Raw genomic sequence first — 12,365 nt, forward strand, 5'->3', positions numbered from 1 at the left:
GCCTCCATTGAGGCTCGCTTACACTATTTTTATTTTACGCGCTTTCCGAGCGCCCCCTTGCTGGACGGCGGCGTGGTGCACGTTGGAGCCCTTGTGAATCGGAGCGGTCTGTTCCTTCAACTCTATCTCGCCCCTTGCCATTATTTCTTGAGCGAGTCCCAGCATTCCCACCATTATCGTTATTACTGCGAGAACGGCTTTTCCCACGCCCCTCATTATTACCGCGGCTGTTTGCGCGATTACCTGAACGACTGTCCTTGCTGCTTCGGCTACCACGGCTGTCGTTATTGCCGCGAGCGCTCTCTCTGCGTTTTTCCCCACCAGAACGGGAGGGCTGAACTCCTCTGCGCTTAGGGGTGCCTGAGGCCGGCAGCTGATGATCTGGCTCAAAATCCTCAATTTCCTCACGGGGGATCGGTTTACCAATCAAGCGCTCGATATCGCGTAATTGCTTGATTTCATCGGCGCTCACAAGAGACAAAGCTTGCCCCTGAGCCCCCGCACGCCCTGTGCGACCAATACGGTGGACATAATCCTCGGGGACACTCGGCAGATCAAAATTCACTACCTGAGGTAATTGATCGATATCAATTCCGCGGGCCGCGATATCCGTTGCAACTAGGATCTGCACCTTGCCAGCTTTAAAGTCCGCCAGGGCCCGGGTTCTGGCATTTTGGCTCTTATTGCCGTGAATAGCAGCTGCCAGAATGCCATCTCCTTCCAGCTGCTTCACAAGTCTATTGGCACCGTGCTTGGTACGACTAAATACCAGTGCCTGATGCCAGCTATTCTCCCGAATCAGATGACTAAGCAGTTTTGTTTTTCTAGCTTTATCCACAGGGTGCAGCTTTTGGCGTACCGTTTTTGTGGTGGAGTTACGAGGGCTGACATCAATCTCCAGCGGGTCCTCCACCAATCCTTTGGCAAGCTGGCGAATTTCTGGGGAGAAGGTTGCAGAGAACAGCAGATTCTGGCGTTTGGTCGGCAGAATTTTCAACACTCGCTTAATATCATGGATAAAGCCCATATCCAGCATACGGTCTGCTTCATCCAATACCAGAGCCTCTAGCCGATCGAAACGGATTGCCCCCTGGTTGTGCAGATCCAACAGGCGCCCGGGAGTCGCCACCAGAATGTCGGCACCGCCGCGCAAGCGGGATATCTGGGGATTTATCTTAACACCACCAAATACTACCGCATGACGCATTGGCAGGTACTGGCTATAGCTCTGCACATTATCGAACACCTGAGCGGCCAGCTCGCGGGTTGGGGTAAGTACCAGCGCACGCACATGCCCCTTACGGGCACGTTCACCGGCACTGAGCCGGTGCAATAGTGGCAAAGTAAAACCGGCTGTTTTACCTGTACCCGTCTGGGCCGCCGCCATAATATCACTGCCCCTCATTACCGCAGGGATAGCCTGCGCCTGAATGGGCGTAGGCGTACTGTATCCCTGCTCTGCAACTGCACGGGCAATATCCTGGGCAAGCCCCAGATCTTGAAACAACATAAAAACCTCAAACTGCGCTCCAGGCGCAAGCAAACACATTCGCACCACAAGGGTGCAAATTTAAAAATCGGAGTGGGCATACAGAGCTTGTTGGTGCTCAATGCATACAGCCGTCTATTCACCGGTCGTCCGGCGCGCGGCATTCAGTAGAAAGTTCCGGGAAGAATTTAAGAAATGTTCCTGGGAGGGCACCGGTGAAATACCGGCCTACAAATGACGCAGCTGAGAAATCACAGCGCGGGCACTATAACATAAATGTACTGACTGTATAGTTCTATCTGTTAACACCCAGGCTTCATAGCCTTATACATAGGGGTTGTTAGGGAAACGCCCAGCGCGACCGTAATATAGTTTTGCGTTCGCAACGCGAGCGTCTATCTTTTTGATATCCACCCCCGTTGCGAACTAGAAACAAAGCTGCCAAGCGCAGTTGGGATTTTTATTGATATGTCATTTAACAACAGAGTTACCCCGGAACGAAAAATAGAATTAATCACTCTCGGCAACGGGCGCAGGGTATCAATCCGCCCCATTTGCCGCAGTGACGGGCAGCTGGAGAAAGAGCTCATTGAGGACCTCTCCCCCCAAACCCGACGCGATCGCTTTATTGGGGGCAGCTGTAAAGCGAGCCAGCAACTGATTGAACTGCTCACCGACAACGACCATCAGGTTCATGAAGCTTTTATTGCCCTTTGCAGTAGCGACCACGCCCAGAGAGCGGTTGCCACCGCACACTATGCAGTAGATCCAGACGGACGAGCCTGTGAGTGTGCCGTAGTGGTTAGTGATGATTGGCAGGGCCTTGGCCTTGGTAGACTGATGTTAAAACGCCTAATTCACTGCGCCCAAGAACAAGGCTTAGAGCGTATCTACTCTATTGAATCTGCCGAAAACAAACGCGTTCATTCTTTCGCAAGGTCAATGGGCTTTGTTTGCCAGGCCGACGCTCGAGATTACACCTTACTGACTTATACTCTAAATCTACAGCCGGCAGCGCAAACCCTCGAATTTGAGCAGAAGTCAGAAGATAACCGAATTAATCTAAACTGAAATACCATCGATTAGGGGCTGCCTGGTATGGCTTGGCAGTCCTTCATCGACCTATTACCTTGGCCGAATCTCCAAAAACATAACGCACTGACTAGCCGGTCAGCACTATATTCTTTCCAATACTCAAAATCCAAGCATTAACAGCTACACATTAAACAGTCAGCCTTTAAGCCGATAAAAAATCAAACAACGATTAAAAAAAGTAAATGAAGCTGAAAAAACTATTTCTAGTTTCGTACTATGTTTCTGCATATCATCCTGCTCTTCAAGTATCTCCTGGTATATTAATAACTCAAAAAGCTTCCCACACAATCGCTTAGTTACTCAAGAACAGATTCAGCTATGGGGATTCAATAAGAGGAAATATTGCCAGAGAAAAAACAATCTTTGTGTTAACTATTTTCATGCAACTGCTTAAACCAATAAGAAAATTAATTATTCTATTGAAGTTGAATCCTACAAGTCTGAAAGTACAGTTAATCTCGAACTTAACCGAAATGCTTTGGAAAGTTCTTTTTCAGGTACTGTAATGCTTCTACATGGATTTCGCGCTTCAAAGGAGTTCATGCTTAGCTCAGCGCTCTATTTTCACTTTCTTGGGTTTGATGTAGTAATCCCAGACCTTCTGAGTCATGGAGAATCAGGTGGCAAAAAAGTCTTTGGAGTGGGCGATAGTGAGATCTTCAACGCTTTGGTCGATAACCTTATTCAAAAAAGCATTATTAAGAAAGATAATCTCTATTTGCTAGGCCATTCAATGGGAGCTCTAACCGCTGCACGAATCTCTGCTTCTCGTCAAGATATCCGTGGCCTAATTCTTCAGGATCCCATGGTGAAATTTGATCAAGCAGTAGTAAACTATGCTCGAGCCGCTCACCCTTTGATTAGCGGCCTTATTCCAGAAAATAACTTCCGCGAAGGAGCTACTCGCGCACTGGAAAAAGCCAATATCTATCTCTACGACACAAGAATAAAACCACTCCTAATTTCCTCCAATACTCCAACGCTTCTATTCCTCTCACCATCAGACCCTTTTGCCCCCTATAGCGAATTCAAGGACTTAACAGATAGTAATATAAATTTGGTCTTACTTAGGGAGAGAAATCACCCCAGTATGGGAGTGATCGGAAAAATGAGCATGAGGCACTTATTAATTGGCTAAAATGGTATGCTTAGGACTGCATGCTAAATATATTTTTATTTCATCATAATTTCAGCATTCAGTGATACTTTTTGTATCACTGAATGTCAAATAAAAACTAAAAGTAGGTAAAATCAATTCAACAGCTATTCAAAAAAATCATCACACGCTAGTGGACCACTGAACTCCAGCAAGGCTTGCGGCATTGTGACTGTCTCAACAAGATCTCCTTTTTTATAAAGCGAGAAATTTACGTTAGCCTGCATAGATTTCATATATCTCTGCTCCCCACCAAAAATAATTACAGAAGGAAATTCAAGAGGATAGAAACTATTGATATCAGCCTTAGCTTCCACAACAAGCTTATATCTTATCTTATTGAGTTCAATTCTCATAAATCCAGAACATGAGTCTATCACCCTTTTAACAGATAAATTATTAAACGCAGGATAGAATATCAAATCGTGCTCATCAGAAATATACCGACCGGCCCACATTTCAAAGTCAGAATTACCAAGCTTGGCTCCAGTAAACATATAGTAAAGTTTATCAGATAGCCCCATACTGTATGCCATCCCCGCACTGGACTCTTTGTCATACCAACCTTTGTCCAGCTGGGCATACCCTACTCCCATCAGTGATTGTGTACCATCGTGAAAGCTATACTGTATAGGAGTCCCTACCGTGTATAGAAACCATCGCCCCCCTACTCCTGGAATCTCAGGAATAATACCAAATGGTGTTTGCCCCGGATTCAAACCATGCCAATAATGATGGTGTTCACCATTCCATCGCATACTGAAATTAAAATTTTCATGGTTCACCCAAATAGCTTCATCATCAGCCACAAGGACTCCGGGCACTTCATAATAAAACTTACCGGGATCATCCGGGTGAGTTAAAATCACCTCATCCAAAAACAAATCATATTTTACAGATTCTCCATTTATCGGCGTAAAAGCCAGATGAATATAGGCTTTTGGAATGGGGTCAGAAAAATTTGGAGCAATATATGTCTGAAAGCTGACCTTGAAGTAGCCTACATCAGGAACCGCAATATTGTAGAACCACTGTTCGGCCCAGGTTTTATCTGAGGTTGGGTTATGAGCCTTTACGTCATCTAGAGTTGTTGCGTACCCTTTTATATGTGAAAAAATCAATACTGAAGCAAATAGAAAATATCTTAATTTAATAAAGCAGCGCATAGTATCCTTCCCATGAGAAATACTGTAGACCAGCAATATAACTGACTATCCTTTACAAAAAATGTAAATAGTAATAAATGTCAGATTGAAAAGCCCACCGAGCTAAAAACAGCTAAGCCGGTTTTTTGGCGAACAGGAGCATAACAGTCTTTATCAACCAGATAGGATACCCACCAACATTAGACTGCATAAAATGAGAGAGAGCCCACAATTAAAATCAAAATATCTTTTATATTGAATGCCATTACATAATTTTAACAATAATTAGTGAAATCAAGGGATATCGGCCTGACCAAAAAACCTTGAATCATTAAAACTGGTTAATTTTAGGTTCTATTTAAATAATATGTGGCGGATAATTTCTCTTTTATTTTTGAATCACATCTAAAATAAGAAAATCCAATTCCCAGCCTGACTCTCTTAAAATGGATAGATCTATTCCTCCCAAACTCCCAATCTACATAAATGGTACATGGGTAAACTCTAACAGCAAAAAATGGCTAGATGTCACCAACCCCGCCTCTGGGGATACACTCTGCCATGCACCATATACAACTTCAAAAGAGCTACAAAATGCAGTAATTTCTGCCACCGAGGCATTTAACGACTGGAAAGATACACCAGTTTCCATAAGAGCTCGGATAATGTTGAAATATCAAGCTTTATTGAAGGAAAACCAGGAATCACTAGCTGAAATACTGAGTGAGGAGACTGGTAAAACCTTTGAAGATGCCAAGGGCGATGTTTGGCGTGGTATTGAAGTGGTCGAACACGCAGCGAATATTGCCAGCCTGATGATGGGCGAGACCGTTGAAAATGTCGCCAATGGTATAGATTGCTATTCCTACCTCCAGCCAATAGGTGTTTGTGCCGGAATAACTCCGTTCAACTTTCCTGCAATGATTCCCCTCTGGATGTTTCCCATGGCGATAGCTTGCGGCAATACTTTTATCCTCAAACCTTCAGAGCAAGACCCGATTACTCCCTGTAAGCTCGCAGAACTCTTTGAGGAGGCCGGTGCGCCGAAAGGAGTTTTACAGGTAGTACATGGAGGCAGTGAGCAGGTAGATTTCCTACTGAAAGATCCAGGCATCAAGGCAATATCCTTTGTTGGATCAGTACCCGTAGGTCGTCATATTTATCAGACAGGGACTCAACACTTAAAGAGAGTCCAGGCATTTGCAGGAGCTAAAAACCATATGGTTGTTATGCCTGATGCTAACAAGAGGGCTGCGATCAATAATATCATCGGCTCCTCTGTTGGTGCGGCAGGTCAGCGATGCATGGCAATTTCAGTCGTGGTGCTAGTAGGTGAAGCACAGCAATGGATACCTGAAATCCGTGAAGCCATGGCAAAAGTTAAACCGGGCCATTGGACAAATCCAGACTCTGACTTTGGCCCACTGATTTCTCCAACAGCCAAGAAACGGGTATTGGGGTATATTGCGAGAGGAAAGGCAGAAGGCGCAGACTGCCTGCTGGATGGTTCCAATATATCAGTCGAAGGTTACCCCAATGGGAATTGGGTAGGGCCAACCCTGTTTGCTAATGTCTCTCCAGAGATGTCCATTTACACTGACGAAATATTTGGGCCGGTCTTATGTCTCGTCAATGCGGATTCACTGGAAGATGCTATCCATCTGGTCAATTCTTGCCCCTATGGTAACGGTACTTCAATTTTTACTTCCAGTGGTGCCGCCGCTCGCAAATATCAGCATGAAATTTTAGTGGGGCAGGTAGGAATAAACGTTCCCATTCCTGTCCCCCTACCTTTCTTTAGCTTCACTGGCTGGCGAGCCTCATTTTACGGGGATCAACATGCCTATGGAAAGCAGGCCGTGCGCTTCTATACGGAAACGAAGACGGTAACTGCGCGGTGGTTCGACTCCGATATCGAACATGCGGAGCATACCAATATGACTATACAGCTCAAATAAATTTAAAAGTGCATTAAACTACGTTCAGTTAAGGAGATCATCTTGGCCACATCAGTCGCCTTTTTTGGATTGGGGCATATGGGAGCTCCAATGGCATCTAACCTGGTAAAAGCTGGATTTCAGGTCAAAGGGTATGATCCCGTTACAGAGCTCCTCAATAACGCAGAAAAGCAAGGTATAGAAAAGTGTGTATCTCCACATCAAGCAGTTGTGGGTGTAGATTTTATTGTGAGTATGCTACCTAATGATAGTGCCGTCGAATCACTCTATCTTGATGAAGAGAAATTACTGGAGCAAATTACCGAAAATACATTGGTAATCGATTGCTCAACTATTTCGACAAAGAGCTCCAAGAGACTTCTTGCTTCTGCTCAAGATAAAAAGTTACATGCTATTGAAGCTCCTGTATCTGGTGGTGTCGCCGGTGCAGCAGCAGGTACGCTTAGTTTTATGTGCGGTGGAAACCATAGCGATGTCGAGCGAGCAAGGGAAATTCTTCAGCATATGGGGGCCAATATCTTCCATGCTGGTCCCGCAGGCGCAGGACAAACCGCAAAAATCTGCAATAACATGCTACTGGCCATTCATATGATTGGTACAGCCGAGGCCTTGCAACTCGGGGTAGATAATGGCCTCGACCCCATTGTACTCAGCGAGATAATGTCGAATAGCTCTGGGGCCAACTGGTCACTGCAAAAATATAACCCCTATCCCGGTGTAATGTCTGATACCCCCGCAAGTAAGGATTACACCGGTGGATTTATGGTGAAGCTGATGTGTAAAGATTTGGGACTTGCGCAGCAGGCTGCAAATAACAGCCAAAGTTATACTCCACTTGGTTCCCTGGCCCGTAATCTTTACGGGCTACATGATCTTGCAGGCAATCATGAGCTGGATTTTTCCAGTATACAGCGAATGTTCCAGAAGACTTGATAACTACCTGAAATCTGCTGGAATTAAGTACGAATGCGTTTCCTCAGGAAAAAATAATCTATTTAGAAAACTAGACCTAACTGTTGTAGGCCCCTATAAAAGAGAGGCCTAAATTATACTTGGGATTAACTATTAGCGCTCTTGTCCTGTAGGTGCTATCTGGATTTCTCTGATAGTTACTTGTTGAGGCTGTGAATACATAAATAGTGCTGCGCGTGCTATATCATCTGCATTTATTGCGCCACCAATAGAATCCTTCCACTTTAGATAGTCGTCAATAATTGCCTGTGAAGTGGTATGGCTTACAAGATCAGTTTCCACTGCACCTGGACTTATTGTCATCACACGTACGCCACTGGATGCGACCTCTTCTCGTACCGTCTCACCAATGGCCGTAACCGCATATTTGGTCCCACAATAAGCAGCGTGGTTAATAAAGGTTTTCACTCCTGCCAGTGAACTGATATTGATAATACTGCCACGCTTTCTGTTTTTCATGCCACCAAGTACTGCCTGCATACCATTTAGAGTTCCAAGCACATTCACATCAAACATCTGCCTCCATTCAGCAGGGTTTTGGGTTTCCACATTACCTAAAAGCATCATACCGGCATTGTTAATCAAACAATCAACAGGACCAAATTGATGTTCAGCTTCTCTAATTGCTGCTTCGAGGTCCTCTCGATCGGTGATATCTACCTTCTTACACAAGGTATTAGGTAGATTAAGGGATTCCATCTTCTCCAAACGGCGCGCCAACAGTAGAAGGGGATATCCAGCATCTGACATATGCCGAGCGATGGTGGCGCCGATGCCTGAGCTGGCTCCAGTAATCACAATAAGTGGTTTGGTCATAACAATCTCTCTTTTCTTTTCCATAGCCGGTCTATCTTTCGGCACTCATTTGATGGACCAAGTATAGGATTTACGACTATGATGATTATCCTCACCAATCTGAAAACATTGTTTGGTTTTAATGAACAAACTATCCTGGCGAGCCATCAGGGCCTTTTTATCTGTAGCAGAATATGGGAGCTTTACTGCCGCCGCCGAGCACCGTGGGTTTTCCAAGGCCAATCTGAGCCAGCAAGTATCTGAGTTGGAAGCTGCTCTCGGGGTCCAACTCCTTTACCGCACCACCCGCAAGTTGCGGCTGACGGAAATCGGTGAGGGCTATTACCAGCGTTGTAAACTGGCAATGCAGCAGCTGGATACTGCCGCGGAGTGGGCATCTCAGAGCAAAGCAGGGATTAAAGGCAGTATTCGGATAAATGCTGTTGGCGGGGTGATTGGTGAAGAGCTTATTGCGCCACTCGTGATAGATTTCCAGCGTAAATATCCCGAAGTGCGGGTTCACTTAGACTTTTCCAGCGTACGTGTAGACCTGGTTGAAGAGCAATACGACCTGGTCATCCGTATGGGTACGCTGCCGGACTCATCGCTGATAGTGCGCAAGCTGCATAATATTAAAACCCGGTATGTCGCGAGCCCCGACTTTTTAAGTACCCACGGGCCTATAACCAAACCTTCTGACCTTTCCCTGGTGCCTCTGGTTTATGGCAGTGTTGACCAATGGGTCATGACACGAGGTAAAGCCCAACAGGTTGTTCAAGCTAATCAAGGAATTAAACTCGTCAGCGGCCGGGCTATGCATCTCGCATCATTGGCTGGCCTGGGAGTGACTCGCTTGGCAGATGTTTATGTGCAAGCAGATATTGCCGGGAACAGGCTTGTAGAAATCTTACCTGGCTGGTCAGAGTCCACGATATTGTCTATGGTGTGCCCACCCCTGAAGCACCAGCTAATAAGAGTTCGCAGTCTTATGGAATGGCTAAAAGAGCGCTTCCCTAACGCATATCAACTCTTACTGGAAAATGGTCCGGCTGGTTAACTCCGCACCTGCTTATTTTTCTTCTTGTTTTCAAAAAAAATTCTATTAACAATTTGTCTCGGAAAATATTTATTCCTCTGATTTATCAGCTCGCTTAATCGCCTCTAACTCTTCCAAAGTTAACGACTTATAACCACGTAAATAAGGCCATCCAAACCCCCACCGAAAAGGTGTAGGCAAAAAGGGTGTCCCACCGATACGGACTCCCACCAACATTAGTAGCGCAACTTCGTCCTCACCAGTACCAACAACACAAGCTTTTAATTTTTCATCCGCCAGCTTGCGCTCTTCATAGGTACCGCCTTTCCAGTAAGCGTAGTCATGAGCCAGGCAACAGCTCATCCATAGTTCTCCATGCTCAACAGTCCCATCAGGAAAAACACTACAACCATCTGTTTGAAAAGGTTCTATTTCCAAAGCCCATAATGTAGATGAATAAAACAATACGATTATTAATAGGTATTTCATAATACTTTAATTTGATCAGCAGCAGACACAACCTACCCAACTAACTCCAGAATAGGATGAACTATATTTTATAACATCCTCCTCCAGTTAGGGGGTTTACCATAGAAATAAATGGGAGCTTCTAAGATTTTCCTGCGATCAATTCTTCCAACCAGTTGGCTACAGGTACCGGTTAGATAAATAAAGTTTCAATCAATTCTCATTGGGCTCGAGCCTTGCCCACAAGAGTTTCAAAAAAAATCCAAAGAGCTTGCTGGTGGAGCTGGATAACTATGCTGTTCACCTAAGGCAGCAAGAATAAGTGTGTCACCAATGACCTGGCGCACTCGAGCAAAAATCAAAGTAGCACGAGAATACCTGCCATGTGAGGACTCAGCGCTGACCAGGCTAAGATTTGGCTTATGACTATGGACTTCGGCGCTCTGATATCGCTATCGCTCATAGGAGATCAGCCCTTCCATAGCAACTCTTCCCTGATAACGTTCCAGCATCAACAGCTCTATATACTTAGCTATGGATTCCACCAAGAAGGCTCTATCTCATTTAATCCCATTTCAAACCAATGGCCAAATCATTAGCCAAACCGTTAGCCAAACCGTTAGCCAAACCATTGGTATGCAGTTTTATGAACTGCACGGCGATAGGCCTGACTGCTATCTTACCCTTTATTTGGCACCCTTATCTTACAACTACCCCTGAATATTCCTACATTAAGTTTATTACCATCAGAAAATCATAAACCTTTCGACACACTAAATTTGCTTGTGGTCTTGATTTTCTGGTTAGTCACCACTCCTTTAATTTTGGCCTTCGAGCGAGAACACAATACTCGGAAGCTCGCTGAACTGACAAATGAACAGACCCAGACTGAGCTAAGAATGTTACAACAACATGTTAATCCCTACTTTTTTTAATACACTAAACAGTCTATATGCATTACGCTTAATGCAGTCGAATCAAGCGGCACCGATGCTGCGGATATTATCTGACCTTCTACGCCATTTGGTGTATCAGGGTCAAACAGCTGAAGTAGTACTAAAAGATAAACCTGCCTATTTACAAAATTATTTTGAACTGAAAAAAATAGGAGTAGAATTTCTCTGCAGGATTGGAATAGATATAAATTACCAGAGGAATCAAAAAAAATTCCGCCTCTACTACTGATTATACTAGTAAAAAATACCTTTAAACATAGTGCTGAAATCAGCCACGATAAATGCTTTGATCACATCCTTTTATATGTGCAAAGTAACAAATTAATGTTTGAATCTATTAATCGCGCACCTGATCAATCTATCAATAAGAGCACCGTGGGTATTGGTCTGGAAAATATTAAACATCGTTTACAATTAAGACAACCAAAACGTTTTACCCTACAAAGGGTAGTTGCAGGAACAGCATTGGCATGCTCGACTAACAATACAATTATGAAAACCTTAATTATAAATGATGAACCATTAGCTCATGATATCCATATACACCAAAGCCATATACATGTTGATCTTGAAATAGCAGAGCAGTGTTATAGGGCTGCTGAAGGACTTTCTTTTCTAGCTGACCAGGAATTTGATCTGATACCATTGGATATTCACATGCCTGTTTTATCCGGCCTGAAAATGATTAACATACTGGCTAACCGCCCTCAGGTTGCTCTTTGCACTGCCTATCAGGAATACGCACTTAAAGGTTAAGAATCAGATGTAACCGACTATCCGTTGAAATCAATCCGTAATGAACATTTTCCCCAAGCCATGGATAAAGTCAGACGTCATTTTGGAGAGTCAACACCGCCAGTAAACCTAGAAAATATAAATTGTATCGTAGAAAGAGTAGAACAAAAAATCCTAAATATTAAATTATAAAAATACTTTATTTTGAAGCTTACAAAAACCATGTAAAAATCTGGCTTGGGGATAATATTTGCTTACCGCATCTACCAAAAAAATTTAATCAGAACTCTACCTTATGGGCACTTTGTTTAAATACATAAATTAATTTTACCTATTAATAAAAATTTTTTAGCCTAAACAGAAAAATGTCATATCGGCCAAAAAAAGCAGTAAAATTTGGTAAAAAACTTCAGCAAAATACTATAGATTAATGGTCATGCTAAGTTCATTCATGACTGCTCCACAATAAGAAAATTAATATAGACAAACCTCAATATGCCATCCGGCCTATTAGAACAATAGTATAATTATAAAAATTATTACAATATATTCATAAACCA

11 protein-coding genes are annotated in these 12,365 nt (G+C 43.8%); 7 read left to right on the forward strand and 4 right to left on the reverse strand.

Annotation, left to right across the window (positions count from 1 at the left end; genetic code table 11):
* Positions 1-34: 34 nt before the first annotated feature.
* Positions 35-1,510 carry a DEAD/DEAH box helicase gene (locus ACJJJB_RS16845; protein WP_445365203.1) on the reverse strand — a complete coding sequence of 492 codons (1,476 nt, stop codon included), beginning with the start codon at positions 1,508-1,510 and terminating at the stop codon, positions 35-37.
* A 447-nt stretch (positions 1,511-1,957) separates the two neighbouring features.
* On the opposite strand from ACJJJB_RS16845, the gene ACJJJB_RS16850 reads away from it, so the two are divergent.
* Positions 1,958-2,560 (forward strand): GNAT family N-acetyltransferase, encoded by a 603-nt coding sequence (locus tag ACJJJB_RS16850; RefSeq protein ID WP_445365204.1) that lies wholly within the window; start codon positions 1,958-1,960, stop codon positions 2,558-2,560.
* 502 nt (positions 2,561-3,062) lie between these two features.
* Complete coding sequence (locus ACJJJB_RS16855; protein WP_445365205.1) at positions 3,063-3,722, forward strand: alpha/beta hydrolase; 660 nt, start codon at positions 3,063-3,065, stop codon at positions 3,720-3,722.
* 125 nt (positions 3,723-3,847) lie between these two features.
* Here the strand turns inward: ACJJJB_RS16855 and ACJJJB_RS16860 are convergent, their stop codons facing one another.
* A complete protein-coding gene (locus tag ACJJJB_RS16860; RefSeq protein WP_020414354.1) occupies positions 3,848-4,906 on the reverse strand; it encodes a hypothetical protein in 1,059 nt (352 codons plus the stop codon).
* 425 nt (positions 4,907-5,331) lie between these two features.
* Between ACJJJB_RS16860 and ACJJJB_RS16865 the strand changes: the two genes are divergently transcribed.
* The gene (locus tag ACJJJB_RS16865) at positions 5,332-6,843 is read left to right on the forward strand and encodes a CoA-acylating methylmalonate-semialdehyde dehydrogenase (protein WP_445365206.1); all 1,512 of its coding nucleotides are present in this window, start codon (positions 5,332-5,334) and stop codon (positions 6,841-6,843) included.
* A 42-nt stretch (positions 6,844-6,885) separates the two neighbouring features.
* The gene (gene mmsB, locus ACJJJB_RS16870) at positions 6,886-7,776 is read left to right on the forward strand and encodes a 3-hydroxyisobutyrate dehydrogenase (RefSeq protein ID WP_445365207.1); all 891 of its coding nucleotides are present in this window, start codon (positions 6,886-6,888) and stop codon (positions 7,774-7,776) included.
* A gap of 132 nt (positions 7,777-7,908) precedes the next feature.
* On the opposite strand, the gene ACJJJB_RS16875 is transcribed toward mmsB, so the two are convergent.
* Positions 7,909-8,631 carry an SDR family oxidoreductase gene (locus ACJJJB_RS16875; RefSeq protein WP_445365208.1) on the reverse strand — a complete coding sequence of 241 codons (723 nt, stop codon included), beginning with the start codon at positions 8,629-8,631 and terminating at the stop codon, positions 7,909-7,911.
* 121 nt (positions 8,632-8,752) lie between these two features.
* On the opposite strand from ACJJJB_RS16875, the gene ACJJJB_RS16880 reads away from it, so the two are divergent.
* Positions 8,753-9,667, forward strand: coding sequence for a LysR family transcriptional regulator (locus ACJJJB_RS16880; RefSeq protein ID WP_020414350.1), 915 nt, complete (start codon positions 8,753-8,755; stop codon positions 9,665-9,667).
* A 69-nt stretch (positions 9,668-9,736) separates the two neighbouring features.
* Here ACJJJB_RS16880 and ACJJJB_RS16885 read toward each other — a convergent pair whose 3' ends face one another.
* Positions 9,737-10,009, reverse strand: a complete 273-nt coding sequence (locus ACJJJB_RS16885; RefSeq protein ID WP_282952299.1) for a hypothetical protein — start codon at positions 10,007-10,009, stop codon at positions 9,737-9,739.
* 1,017 nt (positions 10,010-11,026) lie between these two features.
* Here ACJJJB_RS16885 and ACJJJB_RS16890 point away from each other — a divergent pair.
* Positions 11,027-11,299 (forward strand): histidine kinase, encoded by a 273-nt coding sequence (locus ACJJJB_RS16890; protein ID WP_445365209.1) that lies wholly within the window; start codon positions 11,027-11,029, stop codon positions 11,297-11,299.
* A 95-nt stretch (positions 11,300-11,394) separates the two neighbouring features.
* A complete protein-coding gene (locus ACJJJB_RS16895) occupies positions 11,395-11,826 on the forward strand; it encodes a LytR/AlgR family response regulator transcription factor (RefSeq protein WP_445365210.1) in 432 nt (143 codons plus the stop codon).
* Positions 11,827-12,365: the final 539 nt, after the last annotated feature.

This window comes from Microbulbifer variabilis, assembly GCF_052468405.1.